This is a genomic window from Streptomyces sp. CA-251387, from assembly GCF_050936625.1.
Lineage (GTDB): Bacteria > Actinomycetota > Actinomycetes > Streptomycetales > Streptomycetaceae > Streptomyces.
Genome location: NZ_JBNJMJ010000001.1, coordinates 7,573,801 through 7,589,281 on the forward strand (window position 1 = coordinate 7,573,801; position 15,481 = coordinate 7,589,281).

Here is a 15,481-nt window from a genome sequence, read left to right on the forward strand (position 1 = left end):
CCCGCTCCAGAGGGCGGTGCCGCACTCGGACGGGCTGTCCCGCGCCGAGCTGGACGCCGCCGTCAGCGAACTGCGCACCTTCGTAGCCGAGTTGATGCGCGACGGCCTGGTCGCCCCGGACGGCAGCGTGACCGATCCGCCTCTTTCGACCCGCACATGTCGACCCCCACACGTCGACCCGCACACTTCGGCCGGTACCGAAGCGACCAGGCCGTAGCGTGCCGGTGTGACCGAGAGCCCCTTCACCGACCTTCACCACGCGGACCAGCCCCTCCTCCTGCCCAACGCCTGGGACCACGCCTCCGCGACCGCCCTCGCGGCCCAGGGCTTCCGAGCGATCGGCACGACGAGCCTCGGTGTCGCCGCGGCTGCCGGTCTGCCCGACGGGACGCCGGCCACCCGCGACGAGACGCTACGACTCGCCCTCACCCTCGGCTCGGAGCCGTACCTGCTCTCCGTCGACGCGGAGGACGGTTACAGCGAGGATCCGGACGATGTGGGGGAGTTCGCCCGGGAGCTCGCGGCGGTCGGAGCCGTCGGCATCAATCTCGAGGACCGTCTGGGTTCCGCCGGTCTGCACGCCGCGAAGATCGCAGCCGTCAAGGCGGCGGCGCCGGATCTGTTCGTCAACGCCCGCACGGACACGTACTGGCTGGGCGCCGGTGACCGCGAGGAGACCATGGCCCGGATCGACGCCTACCGACGGGCGGGCGCCGACGGTGTGTTCGTCCCCGGACTCACCGACCCCGGCGAGATCGCCGCTCTGGTCCAGCGCCTCGACGTGCCGCTCAACGTCCTCTACTCGCCGTCCGGCCCCAGCTTCCCCCACCTCGCCGACCTCGGCGTGCGGCGCGTGAGCCTCGGTTCACTGCCGTACCGGCGGGTGCTGGGCGCGGCCCTGGAGGCGGTCGCGGAGATCAGGGCGGGCCGGACTCCTCGGGGCCCCACACCGTCGTACGACGAAGTGGACGCGCTCAGCCGCCGGTGACGGCCGCGGCGCGACCTGACTCACGGCGACGGTCCGCGGGTTCCTGTTACCGTTGACTCTTTCGCGGGTATCAAACCCTTTGGACTCATCACCGGCGAGGGACCGAGGAACCATGACCATGGACATCCCCGGCGACAGGCGACTGGCGGCCGCCGTCGTGATGGACGACCAGGAGCGGGTGCTGCTGGTGCGGCGCAGCGAGAAGGAGCGGTTCCTGCCCCGGGTGTGGGGTGTTCCCTGCGGGAAGCTGGAGCCGGGTGAGAGTCCTGAGGACGGGGCCCTGCGTGAGCTGAAGGAAGAGACCGGGCTGCTCGGCGAGGTCGTCCGCAAGGTCGGCGAGTCGTCCTTCGTCAGCGACTACCGGGGGCATGAGATCAAGAACTGGCAGGAGAACTTCCTCGTCAGGCCGTTGTCCGCGAGCGTCACGCTCCCCGAGCCCGATCAGGACGCGCGGTGGCTCGGCCGGTCCGAGCTGACCAGTGTGGAGATCGACGCGTACAACCTAGACATCGTGCGCCAGGCCTTCACCGGGTCCTGAGCCCGCAGGGGCCGATCGCACGCCTGTCGTATGCCGATCGCATAGGGAAAACCCTGCAGAAGCAGGCACGCTCTTGTCGCAGCCGCCACCAGGCGTTTCACTTGGCGCACCCCCCACAGGAGAACACCCGGGCTCATCTGCAGAAGGGTCAGTTCTTTTGTCAGCGATACGCGCCACCGCCGTCACCGCGGCGGCCTGTGCGGCCGTGCTCGCCACGGCGCTGCCGTCCTCGGCCATCAACTCGTACAACGCGACGCCCGCCCCCGAACGCACCGAGGTCGGCGCGCTCGTGGCCACCTGGGACAACGACGGCGATCCCGCGACCCCGGACCGGGTCGACTGGGTCTGCTCCGGCACCATGATCGACGCGGACACCTTCCTGACCGCGGCGCACTGCACCACCGACTGGCCCGACAACGTGAAGTTCTACGTGTCTCTGGACCAGGACGTGCAGGCCGGCCTCGACGCCGCCGCCAAGAAGTACCCCGGCGACCCGGCCGCCCAGGCGAGGGCCGTCGCCGTCCAGGGAACCGCACACAGCCACCCCGACTACCCCGGGCCCGCCTCCGACACCCACGACATCTCGGTGATCGAACTGCCCGGCGCGTTGGTCAAGGCCCGCTGGACCTTCACCCCGGCCACCCTGCCCACCGCGAACCAGCTCGGCGCGCTCGGACCGCAGGGCCTGAACGCCACCGACTGGTTCGTCGCCGGATACGGCACCCAGGAGGCCGTCAACGGCCCCGGCGGCCAGACCCACCCCGGCGGCGGCGTCCGGATGAAGGCGCCCGTCACCTTCAACGCCCTCAACGACTCCTGGGTACGCCTGGCGATGACCGCGCCACAGGGCAACGGCGGTGCCTGCTACGGCGACTCGGGCGGCCCCAACTTCGCGGTGATCGGCGGCAAGAACGTCCTCGCCGCCACCACGATCACCGGCGACACCCCGTGCTACGCGACGAACGTGACGTACCGCCTGGACACCCCGGGCGCCCGCGCCTTCCTGTCGCCGTTCGTGAAACTCCCGTAATCCGTTCCACAGCCGATGCCGCCCCCGCTCGCCCGGCGTACCAAGCCGCCGGGCGAGCGGGGGCGCCGCCTGTCCAGCGCACCGCGTCCCGTCACAAGGCCCTGAGCCGTTCCGCCAGATCGCTCAACGCCCCCAGATAGTCCCGCACCTCCAGTGGCACCTTCGCCACCGCGCCCGGATGCGGGCCCGCCGTCGTGAACACATCGGTGTGGCGGCGCCGTTCGGCGCCCGTCTCCAGGAACAGCGTCACCGTGGGCGCGTCCGTGTCGCACCAGGCCCGGTGCAGGGTGTGCGCGGGCAGGGCGTACGAGCTGCCCGCCGCGTACTGCCCCACATGCGTCAGCCGCAGCCGCGCCGCACCGGCCGGCTTCAGCACCCAGTCCGCCGACCGTTCGGCCAGCGACTCCTCGTAACGGTCCGCCGCGACACCGCCGTCCCCGTCGTCGACGACGACCTCGTACAGCTCCATGGCCAACCGGCCCTGGACCACGTACGAGGCCAGCGCCGAGCGGTGGTTGTGGATGTCCTCCTCGCCGATCGCGCCCGCCCCCGGATGCCACACGTGCGCGCGCAGCATGTGCCGCGGGCCGCCGTCGATGAGCAGCAGCTTGTCGAAGCCGAGGACATGACGGTACGACAGCCGCGCGCAGCCCTCCGGATCTCCCGCGCCGGAGGCGAGATCGGCGATCAGCTCGGGCAGCCGGTCGGGGGACCCGAGGGCGGTGACCACCGAGCGGGCGGCGGCCGCCAGCTCCTGCTCGGACAGGTCACCGTCCAGCGCCCCGGCCAGCAGCCGCCGCGCCGCCAGGATCTGCCGACCGCCCATGCACTCGCCCTCCAACAACCGCTCGCCACCTTCGAGTTCAGCCACCCGGCTGGTACATCCATACGGCATGCGCGCGCAGCGCCGACAGACCCTGATAGGTCATCCACATCGGGCGACGCTGCTCGGCGCTGCCGCCCAGCCGCCAGAACCAGATGCCGTCCGTCTGCCCCGCCCACACCGCGGCGACGGCTCCGTCCAGCCGCACCCGCCACTCGTCCTCCAGCCCGTCGGCGCGGGCGAGCTCCAGGGCGCCCGGCGTGAGCAGGGCACGGACCAGCCAGGATGCGGTGAAGTGCCGTACGTTCAGCACCTCGTGGTGGGAGGGGTCGTCCGTGCGCGGCCGGCGCACCTCCTCGTGCAGGTTCTCCAGGTCCGGGCAGGTGTCGTGCGGCGCGTCCGGACAGGAGAGCAGCCAGCGGATGCCGTCCTCGCGGGCGGTCCGGGCCCGGGCGGCGCGGGCGTCGCCGTCCTCGCCCAGGACCCGGGCGGCCCGGTCCAGGGCTACGACGGCCTGCGCGGTGTGCAGCGGGGACGGTCTGCCGTACGGCGGCTGCAGGCGGTAGCCCCAGCAACGCAGATGGTCCCGGCGCGGGTCGCTGATCGCGCCGTCCGCGAGGGCCTCGCGCAGCAGGGGCAGGACGTCCGAGCGGGGCGCGGCCCGCAGCAGACCGCGCAGCACGGTCGTCACCACATGGGTCGACTCCCGCCCGGCACGGTCGAGTTGGCGTGTGAAGCCGCTCGCGCAGCGGTCCACCTCGGCGGCCAGCCGCTCGCCGGAGGCGCCCGCCCGGGCCAGCGCGCCCAGCACCAGCGCGGTGACCTCCGGGCGGGCCTCGGATCCCTGCGACCGCGCCGACCAGCCGCCGTCCGCGAGCCGCAGCCGCCACAGCGTGTCCACCAGGTCGCCGGTGCTCAGCCGTCCGTCGGGCATGCCGAGGTCGAGCATGATGTGCAGGCCGTACGCGGTGCCGACGGGGGTGGGCCGGGACGGCGAGTCCTCGCCGAGGGCGTGCGGCCAGCCCGTGAGCCGACCGCGCTGCGGGTCGGCCACGACGGACACCTGGTCGACGAGGGTGTCGTAGGCGGCGGCGAAGACCCGGGGGAGCGGGCCGGGCGCGCCCGGCGCCATGGCGGCGGTTCCCACGGCGGTGACCCGCGCGGGATCGGCGGTCGAGGCTGCCGCCCGGGCCCGCAGCAGTGCCGCCGCCAGCCAGGCCGCGACGAACGTGCCGAGTCCGCTGACCCCGGAGATCAGATACCGGGCGGCCGAACCGTCCAGCGAGTCGGGCAGCACACTGAACAGGAACTGGAACACGCCGTATCCGGCGGCCGCGCACCCGAGGCCGCCGAGCCAGCCGACGAAGCGCGCCGGGGGCGAGCCGTCCGGGGGTTCCTCATCGGGAGCGGGCGGTGTGGGGCCGGGCTGACGGGACCTCAAGGGGCCGCGTCCGAGCTGCTGTTGGGACAAGACCCGCTCCCTCCCCCGTGGTGGCGGCGTGTGACCTCCGCGAAGCTTCCAGTCTAAGAGGTCAGGGTGACAACTGGGGCGGCCGCCGGTCGTGCTCGTTCCGCGGCCAGTTCACGAGCGCCACATGCAGAGCGTCGATGGCGCGCTCCCAGGACTCCTGTACCGCCCGGGGCGCACCGAACGCGCCGGTGGACTCCAGGGCGCAGTAGCCGTGGAAGGTGCTGCGCAGCAGACGGACGGCGTCCGTGAGGTCCGGCTCCTCGAGGCCGTAGGCGCGGAGCATGCCGTAGGTGATCTCGGCGGTGCGGCGCATCGCGGGGGAGTCGGCGACCAGAGCCTGGTCGACCCGGATCTGGGTGGCCGCGTACCGGCCCGGGTGCTGAAGGGCGTACTCCCGGTAGGCGTCGGCGAAGGCGACCAGCGCGTCCTTGCCGGCCCGCCCCGCCACGGCCGCGGCGATCCGGTCGATCATCTCGCCACCGGCCAGCAGCGCGACCCGCGTCCGCAGCTCCTGCAGATTCCTCACGTGCGAGTACAGGCTCGCGTCCTTCACCCCGAAGCGCCGGGCCAAGGCGGACAGACTGACGTTCTCGAACCCGACTTCGTCGGCGAGCTCGGCGGCGGCCGCGGCGAGACGGTCGGCGGTGAGTCCTGCGCGGGCCATGGGGTGGCTGACCTCCGGATACGTAACCTGGCCTAGGGCCTCTAGGAGGCATCCTAGGCAATCAGGCTGCCGGTGCCATCCTGGGCGAGGCCGGGCTCACCGCGAGGCGTCAGCCGATCGGGGCGTACAGCACCCCGAGCTTGTCGATCTCGTCCCCCGACCGCCCCGTGAAGCCGACGATCTGCCAGCCCGACGGCGCCGTGAAGGTCTTCGTGTCCGACGTCGCCGTGCCGGAGGACAGCGTGCGGCCCTTGTCCGTCGTGAAGGAGGCCGAGAAGATCCGCGTGCGGCCGTCCTTCTGACCCTGTGTCAGCTTTACGGCGGTGAGGTGCTCGCCCGTGGCCAGGGTCAGGGACGTCGCCGTGCCGCCCGTACCGCCGTGGGCGAGGGTGGTGCCGCCGTCGTGGGTCAGGGACACCGCGTCCAGACGGGAGCCGCCGCGCAGGGTGAGCGTGCGGGGGGACGGCGACGCCGGGAGGTCGTCGGCGTCGTTGAAGGCGGTGCCGTGCGGGCCGCCGAAGAAGTCGCTCGCCCGCAACGAGGAGTTGAGGGTGTAGGAGAAGCCGACCGTGTGCGGGAAGTGGTCGGAGAGGTGCTCGCCGTCGGAGCGCAGGAACGACTTCCAGTCGTTGTTGTAGCTGGTGGCGTTCAGGGTGAGCAGCTTGCCGCCGCGGTAGAGGACCTTGTCGACGACCTCGCAGTTGTTGGTCGGGGCGGTCGCGTCGCAGAGCAGTGCGTCGCTGCCGGCCGCCGGGGGTGCGCCGCCCTTGACCAGCTGCACCCAGGCGTCCGTCAGGCCGTTCTCGCCGGCCAGCGTGCGGATGTTGTCGCCGGTGCGCGTGTAGCGGGTGTTGGTGTCGCCCATGACGATCACCGCGTTGCCGGACGAGTTCGCCTGGATGAAGTCCGACAGCTGCTCGATGTTGGCCCGGCGGGCGGCCAGCGCGGCGTCGTCGGAGTCGGCGTTGGTGTGGACGTTGTAGAGGTCCACGAACACGCCCTCGGCGAGGCGCACGCGGGCGAGGGAGAAGCCCTTGGGAGTCAGGCAGTTGGTGCCCGTGCAGTTGTTCCACTTCACCCGCTGGAAGTCCTCGAAGGCGAAGTCGGACAGGGTGTTCATGCCGTCGCCGAAGCCTGCTCCGCCGCTGGTCGCCGTGCGGTACGGGTGGGTGTCGTTGGCGTACAGCGAGGCGTGGTAATTGAAGTCCTCCTGGACGTTGACGATGTCGTACGGGGCCAGGCGCTGCCCGATGAGCGGCGTGTTCGTCTCGGGGTCGCTGTCGCCGAGGCCGAGGGGGAGGCCCGCGATGTTGTAGGTGAGGACGTTGAAGGTGCCGGAGGTGGCGGCCGTCGCGGGGGTCGCCGCGGTGGTGGTGAGGCCGGTGAGGGCCAGCGCGGCCGCCGCGAGCGTGCCGATCAGTCTTCTCATGGTGGGGGTGTCTCCGGGGGGTGACAGAGGAGCAAGACGGTGAGCACTGAAGGTGAGCGGTGTTCAGGTTCAGTGTCAACCAGGGTGACGTACAAGGGCCGTTGGGGAAACAGTTGAGAAGCGTGGCGTTCCGCCGTGTCCGGGGAACCCGGCGGCCACGCGCTGCTCGTTCAACGTTCATGTTTCGCCTTGATCCTCCACAGGCGGCGCAGAAGCGCCGCAGCAGGCAGCCGCGGACGGCAGTCGTACAAGGCAGTCGCAGAAGGCAGCGGCAAGGGGAGGCGTTCATGGGACACGGGCACGCGCACGGCCACCACCACCATCACGGACACGGGCACGACCACGCGCACGATGCGGCGGCATCCGGCGCCCTGCCCGCCGCCTTCGACACCTCCGTCCCCGACGAGGCCCTGACCCCCGAGCAGCAGTCGCGCCGGACCCTGCTGCGCCGCGCGGGTCTGCTCGGTGCCGGGCTGACGGCTGCGGGCGTCCTCGCCCCGACCCCGGCCGCCGCATCCGCGACCGGCGGTGCCTCCGGCGGCCGTAGGACGAACGGGTTCCTGTGGCTGGCCGGCGACCACCACATCCACACCCAGTACAGCAGCGACGGCAAGTACCGCGTCGTCGACCAGGTCCGGCAGGGCGCCAAGCACGGCATGGACTGGCTGGTCATCACCGACCACGGCAGCGCGACCCACGCCAAGATCGGCGTCGAGAAGGTCAACCCGGACATCAGGGCGGCCCGGGCCGCCTACGAGGACACGCTCGTCTTCCAGGGCCTGGAGTGGAACATCCCGGCCGCCGAGCACGGCACCGTCTTCGTGCACCCCGGCAAGAACGAGGTCTCCGTCCTCAAGCAGTTCGAGACCGACTACGACGGCAGCGTGAAGGGCGCCGGCGACTCCACGCCCGCCAACGAGGCGCTCGCCGTCGCGGGCCTGAACTTCCTTGCCGAGCAGGTGCGGCGGCGCAAGGTCAAGGACGCGCTGATGCTCGCCAACCACCCGGCGCGGCGCGGTGTCGACTCCCCGCACGAGATCCGCGGCTGGCGCGACGCGAGCCCGGCACGCCAGATCGCCGTCGGCTTCGAGGGCGCCCCGGGCCACCAGGCGGCCGGCCTGCCCGCCCCCCTCGGCATGGCCCGCGCCCGCGGCATCTACGACAACAACCCCAGCGCCAACTCCTTCCCCGGCTACCCGCTGGAGAGCTACCGCACCTGGGGCGGCTTCGACTGGATGACCGCCACCGTCGGCGGCCTGTGGGACAGCCTCCTCGCCGAGGGCAAGCCCTGGTGGATCACCGCCAACTCCGACTCCCACCAGGTGTACGCGGACACGGCCGTGCGCGGCACCGGCGGCGACTTCGCCACCGACGGCCGGTACCCGGACCCGGTCTACGGCGGCAGGATCGACATCACCCAGGGCGACTACTGGCCCGGCCAGTACAGCCGTACACACGTCGGCGCCGACGGCTTCTCCTACGCCGCCGTCATGGACGGCATCCGCGCGGGCCGCGTCTGGGTCGACCACGGGCAGCTGATCAGCGCCCTCGACGTCCGCGTGACCGGCGGCCGCCGCTGGGCCACGCTCGGTGGCGCCCTGCACGTCAGGAAGGGCACGAACGTCACGCTGACGGTCGACGTGGCGATGGCCGGCGGACCCAACTGGGCCGGTTTCGTGCCGAAGCTGGCCCGCGTCGACGTCATCCAGGGCGATGTCACCGGCCCGGTCGCGGACAAGGACACCTTCACCGCGCCGACGGCGAAGGTGGTCAAGTCGTACGAGGTCGACAAGTCGACCGGCACGGTCCGCCTCACGTACGACCTCGGCAAGGTCGATCACCCCGTCTACGTCCGTCTGCGCGGCACCGACGGCAACCGCGGCGCCGTCGGCCCGATGGGCGCCGCCGTCGACCCGGCCGGCCCGGCCATCGACGTCGTCGGTGACGCCGACCCCTGGCGCGACCTGTGGTTCTACTCCAACCCGGTGTGGGTCCTGCCCTCATGACGCCGTACGTCCTGACGGTGGACGCGGACGTCCGGGACCTCCGCACGGCCGACCACCTGCTTCACACCCTGGCGGCCGAACTCGCCCTTCCCGAGGGCGCGTTCGGCTGCACCCACCTGGTACGGGGAGACCGGCCAAGCGTGGCTCTCTCCCTCACCCTCCCGTCCGAGCCGCTCCTGCGTACCGCCCAGGAGCGGCTCACCGCCCGGAAGTACGAGGTGTCGCACGGGTCGCCGGACGCGCTGGGCCGGGCGGTGATCTACCCGGGCGTCTCGGTCCTGACCGGCACCCTGACGGTCGCGGACCTGCTCGACCGCTCGGCGATCGACCGCGTCACGGTCCTGGGCAGTCCCCGCCGACCGGCGCCCGACACACGCTTGATGACGGCGAACCACGTACGGCCGCAGTGGCAGAACGGCGAACTCGTCCTCACCGCCATGCCGGCCGTGGGCGGCACACTCGTCCCCTTCGAGGTGCCGGACCCGACGCCGTGCTGCGCGGACCACTGAGGTCGGGGCTTCTTACGAACGTCTTTATGCGGTCTGAGAGTTGACTCTCACGATTTCTGAGAGAACACTCTCACGTCATGGATGCGCGGGAGAACACCGGGAATCGCCTCGGCGACATAGAGATCACCGATCCGAAGGCCATGCGGGCACTGGCGCATCCCGTACGGCTTGCCATCCTCGAACGCCTCCAGCGGCACGGCCCCGCCACGGCGACCCAGCTGTCCCCGCAGGTCGGGGCCACCCCGTCCGTGACCAGCTGGCATCTGCGGCATCTGGCGGGGTTCGGCCTGGTCAGGGACGCCGAGGGTGGCACCGATCGGCGGGAGCGGCGGTGGGAGGCGGTGGCGCGGGGCTTCCGGTTCCAGATGCCGGAGGACGCGGAGGGCGCCTCGGCGGCGCGGGCGCTGGGCTGGGAGATGTTCGCCCGGGCCGCGGAGCTGCCCGAGCGCTGGGCCACCGAGACCGAGCCGCGGCTGGAGCCGGCCTGGCGCAGAGTCGCGAAGCTGGCCGACACGCGGATCGTGGTGTCGGCCGACGAACTGGCCGCGATCGACGACGCCATCGAGGCCGTACTCGCGCCGTACGTGATGCGTGACCCTGCCGAACGGCCGCCGGAGACCCGTGACGTACGGCTGCTGCGGTACGCCCTGCCGGAGGCGGCGGAGGGATCGGCCGAGGGTCCGGACGCATGAGGCGCGAGCGTGGGCTCGTGTCCCCGGCGTCCCTGTGGCGGGACCGGAGGTTCGTGCGCTGCTGGGCGGGCAGTGCCGTCTCGCAGTTCGGCGACCGGATCTCCGAGCTGGCGCTGCCCCTCGTCGCCGCGGGTGTGCTCGACGCCTCGGCCGGCCAAGTGGCCTGGCTGACGGCGCTGGTGTGGACGCCTCAGCTGCTCGCCCTCGTGCTGGGCGCGTGGGTCGAACGCAGGCCACGCAAAAGGCGGTTGCTGATCGTCACGGACCTCGTGCGCGCGGGCGTGCTGGCGACGGTGCCGATCGGCTATCTCTGCGGTGGCCTGACGCTCGGCCAGTTGTACGTCGTCGCCTTGCTGACCGGTCTGGCGAGCGTGGTGGCCGGCTGTGCCTGGGCGCCCTTCTTCGCGCTTCTGGTGCCGCGTTCGGCGTACGTCGAGGCGAACAGCAAGTTGGGTGCCGCCCGTTCGGCCTCCTTCGTCGCCGGACCGGCGCTCGGCGGCGGGCTGGTGCAGGCGCTGACCGCGCCGGTCGCCGTCGCCGCCGACGCGCTGTCCTTCGTGGCGTCCGCGCTGCTGCTGCGCCGGATCACCGTCGACGAACCGGCGCCCGCCACCGGTGACCGCACCTCACTGGTGCGGGACGCGCGCGAGGGCGTGACCCACATCGTCCGCGATCCGATACTGCGGGCCGGCCTTGGTTGCACGACGACCCTCAACTTCTTCACGTTCGTGGCCGGCACGGGCCTGGTGGTGCTGTTCGCCGACCGCGTCCTCCACCTCTCCCCGGCGGCCATCGGACTGGCGATGGGCATCGGGGCGAGCGGTTTCCTCGTCGGCGCGCTGGCGGCGCCCTGGCTGTCCCGGCGGATCGGCGTGGGACGCAGCATCGCCGTCGGCGCCGTCCTGTTCCCGGCGCCCATCGCCCTCGCCGCCGGGGCGGACGGGCCCGCGTGGGCCCGCGCCGGGATCCTAGGCGCGACCTACTTCCTCGTCGGCCTCGGCGTCATGCTCTTCGACGTCAACCTCAACTCCCTGCAGACCGCCGTGATCCCGGACGCCCTGCGCAGCCGCGTGACCGGTGCCTACAGCACCGTCAACTACGGCGTGCGCCCCCTCGGCGCGGTCGTCGGAGGGGCGCTGGCCACCACGATCGGCCTGCGGGCGACCCTCGTCACGGCCGCGATCGGCGGAACGCTGTCCCTGCTGTGGCTGCTGCCCTCACCGATACCCGCGATCCGCTCCCTGGACAGCGACCTGCCGCCCGCCCCGCCGAACCCCCGCCTCAGGCCGCCGGATTGACCCCGTTCGGCAGCCCGGTCTAGGCGGGCTTGGCTTCGTAACTCTCGGGACACGGCTCCTCCTGCGAGTGGAGGCGGGGGAGGCGGGCGCGGTGTTCCGTGGTTGCCGGGGGCGCCCCTAAGGTTGCCGGGGACTCGCGGCACGTCCGAAGTCCGAGTCGACGGGAGGCGGATGACGTACGAGGCGCAGCGCGAGGGTGAGTGCGGCAGCGACTCGCCTCCCACACCCCCGGCCGGCCCCGCTCGCCCGCTCTGGCGGCAGCGGGACTTCGGGGTCTTCTGGGCCGCGCAGACCCTCTCCGTCCTCGGCGACTCCTTCGCCCTGATCGCCCTGCCGCTGCTGGTGCTGCAGGCGACGGGCTCGCTCGCCCGCATGGGCCTGCTGACGGCGGTCGGCGGGGCCGCCTCGGTCGTCGCGGCGGTGTTCGCCGGGGCCGTCGTGGACCGCGTCGACCGGCGCGGACTGCTCATCGTCTGCGACCTCGTACGCATGGTCCTGTACGGACTCGTGCCGCTGGTGTGGCTGTTCGGGCCGCAGATCTGGCTGCTCTACGTGGTCCTGCCGCTGTGCGAGGCCGTCGGCATGCTGTTCGCCGTCGGCTACGTCACCGTCGTGCGCGGGCTGGTCGGCACCGACCGGCTCACCGAGGCCAACGGCCGGCTGAACGCGACCGCCGCCGCGGCCGGCGTGCTGGGGCCGCTGTGCGCCGGCCTGGTCGCCGCGTGGTCCGGCCCCGCCACGGCCGTCGGCGTGGACGCGGCCAGCTTCGGCGTCTCCGCCGCTTGTCTGTCCTTCGTACGGCTGCAGGGACGGCCGGCGCAGCCCACCGAACGACCGGGACTGTGGCGGGACCTGCGCGCCGGGATCGCCTTCCTCCTCGGTCACCCGGTGCTGCGCGCTCTGACGGCCCTGCTGTTCGTCTTCAGCTTCCTCACCCTCGGCCTGAACGACCTGGTCATCTACCACCTCAAGCACGACCTCGGCCACGACGACGGCACGGTCGGCACCGTCATGGCCGTCGGCGCGCTCGGCACCATCACCGGCGCCCTGCTGGTGGCACGGGCCCGTCGCCGGCTCGGCTTCGGACCGACCTGGACCGGCGCGGTCGCGCTGTGCGGGCTGTCCTTCGCCGGGCTCGGCTGGGCACGGGACGTACCCGTCGTCGCGGCCCTGAGCGCATGTTTCCTGGCCTGTGCCGGCATGGCGGGCACCTGCTCCATGTCGCTGCGCCAGGAGGTGACCCCGGAGCCCCTGCTGGGCCGGGTCACGTCCGCCTTCTGGACCCTGCAGTACGCGGCGGCCCCGGTCGGCGCGGCCGTCCTCACCTGGGCCGCGGAACGGCACGGCACCGCCCCGGTGGGCCTGCTCGCGGGCGCATGCTGCGTCCTGATCGCGGTCGCCGCACTCTTCACACCGATACGGCAGTCAGGCCGCAGACCTCCCTGACCGGCTCACCAGCACCCGCACGCCGTACGCAGCGCATCCAGCGCGGCCCACGCCGCCCCGTCGTCCTCCCGGTCGAAGACCAGCGGCCCGAACGCACGGTCCCGGGCGAAGACGACGTACGCCTCCGCGAGGTACGACAGGCCGCCCCACTCCTCGCGCCGGTGCACCCGGCCCAGCACCCGGCCGCAGGGCGGGCACACGATCCACGGCACGACCTCCGACTGCGGGGACGTACTCTCCGGCACCACGGCGCGCAGTGGCAGCGTCTCCTCGTCCCCGTCCTCCAACTCCCGCCACCGCGCGGCCCGTTCGGCATCCTCGGCGCACCCCGCGACCGACGCCCCGAGCAGGTCCCACACGCCCCACTGCTCGGCTTGGCGCCTTCGGCGGCGTAGGCCCTTGCGCGGGCTGTCCGTTCGTGATCGTCGTTCATCGGGCGAGGTCAGCGGGGCTTTCATATCGTCGGAGCGGTCACCCCGCAGGGTGGAGCTCTGCGGCCCAGTGAGCCGATCCGCTGGCCAGCCGCCCCCAAGTGGTGCCGATCTCCCGGACTCTGGCGGCATGTCCATCATTGCTTCCCTACGGGGATCCCTACGTGCCGCGACCGCCCTGGCCGCGGCACTGGCGTTCGTCGTCACCGTGCCGCACGACGCGTTCGCCGCACCCGGTGACCTGGACCCCACGTTCGGCACCGGCGGACGGGTCAGCATCCCGACCTCCACCCAGGCCGAAGGCGAGGACGTGGCCGTCCAGCCCGACGGCAAGATCGTCTCGGTCGGCTGGGAACAGCGCTTCGGCGCCGATTTCGCCCTGATGCGACACAATCCGGACGGCAGCGTCGACACCTCCTTCGGCGGCGGTGACGGCGAGGTGCTGACCGACATCGAGGGCGGCGACGACGTGGCCCAGGGGGTGGCGCTCCAGCCCGACGGGAAGATCGTCGTGGTCGGCCGGCATCAGGAGACCGACGACGAGTTCGCGGGCTGCTGCTGGTTCACGGTGGCCCGCTACAACTCCGACGGCAGCGTCGACACCTCCTTCGGGGGCGGCGACGGCTGGGTCAGCCCAGGCCTGGCCGGCGGGGCCGAGGACTCGGCCGGTGTCGCGGTGCAGCCCGACGGGAAGATCGTCGCCGCGGCCTACGCCGGCGGCTGGTTCGCGGTCGTGAGGTACCTGTCCGACGGCAGCCCGGACAGCGCCTTCGGCGGCGGTGACGGCGTGGCCGTGACCTCGTTCTCCGAGGTGGGCGGTGCGGTCCCCCGGGACATGGCCCTGCAGCCCAACGGAAAGATCGTCGTGGCCGGCTACGCGGGCGAGACTTCCTTCGACTTCGCCCTGGCCCGCTACAACTCCGACGGCAGCCTCGACACCACCTTCGGCGGCGACGGCAAGGTCACCACGGACCTGGGCGGCTACAACTGGGGCGAGACCGTCGTGGTGCAGTCCACCGGCAAGATCGTCATGTCCGGACCGAGCGGCGACGACTTCACCCTGGTCCGCTACAACCTCGACGGCAGCCGCGACGCGACGTTCGGCACCAACGGTGTGGTGACCACCGACTTCGGCACCAGCTCCGCCGTGCACGACCTCATGCTCCAGCCCGACGACCTGATCGTCGCGGGCGGCGCCGCCGGCGGCGACTACGCGCTCGCCCGCTACCACGCCGACGGCACCCTCGACACCGGCTTCGGCACCAACGGCCGCACCACCACCGACTTCGGCCCCGGCGACCGGGTGAGAAGCCTCGCCCTCCAGTCCGACGGCAAGATCGTCGCCTTCGGCCACAACAACGACGGCCTGCGCGCCCTGGCCCGCTACCTCGGCGGCGAAGGCACCCCGCCGCCGCCTCCGCCGCCCGCCGGCGTCGACCTGTCGGTCACCAAGACCGGCACCGGCTCGGTCAGCATCGGCGACCGCGCCACCTACACCGTGACGGTCACCAACAACAGCACCACGACCTCGGCCACCGGCATCAGCCTCACCGACACGGTCACCGGCCCCGCAGCCACCGTCATCTCGGCCACCCCGGGCCAGGGCAGCTGCACCACCTCCGCCACCGGCGCGACCTGCGCCCTCGGCACGCTCGCCGCCGGCGCCCGCACCACCGTGACGGTCGTCGTCGAACCCCGGGCCACGGGAACCCTCACCGACCGGGCCACCGTGAGCGCCGCCCAGACCGACCCGGACACCGCCAACAACACCACGACGTCCCCCACCACGGTCAACAACTCCCGCGGCTGCACCCGCATCGGCACCAGCGGCAACGACAGCATGACCGGCACCAGCGGCACCGACGTCATCTGCGGCCTCGGCGGCGACGACACGATCAACGCCGGTTCCGGGACCGACACGGTGTACGGCAACTTCGGAAACGACCGCATCGACGGCGGCCTCAACAACGACACCCTCAACGGCGGCCCCGGCAACGACAACCTGATCGGCAACTCCGGCAACGACGTCCTCAACACCGTCGACAACGTCTCCGGCAACGACACCGCCAACGGCGGTTTCGGCACGGACACCTGCACGACGGACGCCGGGGACACCCGGATCAGCTGTCCGTGACCACCATCAGTCATCTGCGGTA

At 72.2% G+C, this 15,481-nt stretch carries 15 protein-coding genes; 10 read left to right on the top strand and 5 right to left on the bottom strand.

Annotated features, from left to right (window positions below; translation table 11 throughout):
* Positions 1–16 precede the first annotated feature (16 nt).
* The 4 genes from ACQEV2_RS33670 (at position 17) to ACQEV2_RS33685 (ending at position 2,556) form a co-directional block, all read left to right on the top strand.
* Positions 17–217: a hypothetical protein gene (locus ACQEV2_RS33670; protein ID WP_433050070.1), complete on the top strand. Its 201-nt coding sequence runs from the start codon at positions 17–19 to the stop codon at positions 215–217.
* Positions 218–226: 9 nt separating this feature from the next.
* Complete coding sequence (locus ACQEV2_RS33675; protein ID WP_433050073.1) at positions 227–988, top strand: isocitrate lyase/PEP mutase family protein; 762 nt, start codon at positions 227–229, stop codon at positions 986–988.
* A 112-nt stretch (positions 989–1,100) separates the two neighbouring features.
* The gene (locus ACQEV2_RS33680; RefSeq protein WP_433050076.1) at positions 1,101–1,526 is read left to right on the top strand and encodes an NUDIX hydrolase; all 426 of its coding nucleotides are present in this window, start codon (positions 1,101–1,103) and stop codon (positions 1,524–1,526) included.
* 157 nt (positions 1,527–1,683) lie between these two features.
* A complete protein-coding gene (locus ACQEV2_RS33685; protein WP_433050079.1) occupies positions 1,684–2,556 on the top strand; it encodes a trypsin-like serine protease in 873 nt (290 codons plus the stop codon).
* 91 nt (positions 2,557–2,647) lie between these two features.
* On the opposite strand, the gene ACQEV2_RS33690 is transcribed toward ACQEV2_RS33685, so the two are convergent.
* From ACQEV2_RS33690 to ACQEV2_RS33705, 4 genes are all read right to left on the bottom strand, one after another.
* Positions 2,648–3,382 (bottom strand): hypothetical protein, encoded by a 735-nt coding sequence (locus tag ACQEV2_RS33690; RefSeq protein WP_433054975.1) that lies wholly within the window; start codon positions 3,380–3,382, stop codon positions 2,648–2,650.
* A 37-nt stretch (positions 3,383–3,419) separates the two neighbouring features.
* Positions 3,420–4,850 (bottom strand): hypothetical protein, encoded by a 1,431-nt coding sequence (locus tag ACQEV2_RS33695; protein WP_433050082.1) that lies wholly within the window; start codon positions 4,848–4,850, stop codon positions 3,420–3,422.
* Between the two features lie 61 nt (positions 4,851–4,911).
* Entirely contained in the window at positions 4,912–5,514 is a 603-nt protein-coding gene (locus ACQEV2_RS33700) for a TetR-like C-terminal domain-containing protein (protein ID WP_433050085.1), read from the bottom strand.
* A gap of 109 nt (positions 5,515–5,623) precedes the next feature.
* Positions 5,624–6,943, bottom strand: a complete 1,320-nt coding sequence (locus ACQEV2_RS33705) for a jacalin-like lectin (RefSeq protein WP_433050088.1) — start codon at positions 6,941–6,943, stop codon at positions 5,624–5,626.
* Between the two features lie 287 nt (positions 6,944–7,230).
* On the opposite strand from ACQEV2_RS33705, the gene ACQEV2_RS33710 reads away from it, so the two are divergent.
* From ACQEV2_RS33710 to ACQEV2_RS33730, 5 genes are all read left to right on the top strand, one after another.
* Positions 7,231–8,949, top strand: coding sequence for a PHP domain-containing protein (locus tag ACQEV2_RS33710; protein ID WP_433050091.1), 1,719 nt, complete (start codon positions 7,231–7,233; stop codon positions 8,947–8,949).
* On the top strand, positions 8,946–9,458 hold the full coding sequence (locus tag ACQEV2_RS33715; protein ID WP_433050094.1) for a hypothetical protein: 513 nt from the start codon (positions 8,946–8,948) through the stop codon (positions 9,456–9,458). The genes ACQEV2_RS33710 and ACQEV2_RS33715 overlap by 4 nt, the downstream gene beginning before the upstream one ends.
* A 77-nt stretch (positions 9,459–9,535) precedes the next feature.
* Positions 9,536–10,150, top strand: a complete 615-nt coding sequence (locus ACQEV2_RS33720; protein ID WP_433050097.1) for an ArsR/SmtB family transcription factor — start codon at positions 9,536–9,538, stop codon at positions 10,148–10,150.
* A complete protein-coding gene (locus ACQEV2_RS33725) occupies positions 10,147–11,448 on the top strand; it encodes an MFS transporter (protein ID WP_433050100.1) in 1,302 nt (433 codons plus the stop codon). The genes ACQEV2_RS33720 and ACQEV2_RS33725 overlap by 4 nt, the downstream gene beginning before the upstream one ends.
* Positions 11,449–11,619: 171 nt before the next feature.
* Complete coding sequence (locus tag ACQEV2_RS33730; RefSeq protein WP_433050103.1) at positions 11,620–12,894, top strand: MFS transporter; 1,275 nt, start codon at positions 11,620–11,622, stop codon at positions 12,892–12,894.
* 5 nt (positions 12,895–12,899) lie between these two features.
* Here the strand turns inward: ACQEV2_RS33730 and ACQEV2_RS33735 are convergent, their stop codons facing one another.
* Positions 12,900–13,253, bottom strand: coding sequence for a hypothetical protein (locus ACQEV2_RS33735; RefSeq protein WP_433050106.1), 354 nt, complete (start codon positions 13,251–13,253; stop codon positions 12,900–12,902).
* A 202-nt stretch (positions 13,254–13,455) separates the two neighbouring features.
* On the opposite strand from ACQEV2_RS33735, the gene ACQEV2_RS33740 reads away from it, so the two are divergent.
* Entirely contained in the window at positions 13,456–15,459 is a 2,004-nt protein-coding gene (locus tag ACQEV2_RS33740) for a calcium-binding protein (RefSeq protein WP_433050109.1), read from the top strand.
* Positions 15,460–15,481 lie beyond the last annotated feature (22 nt).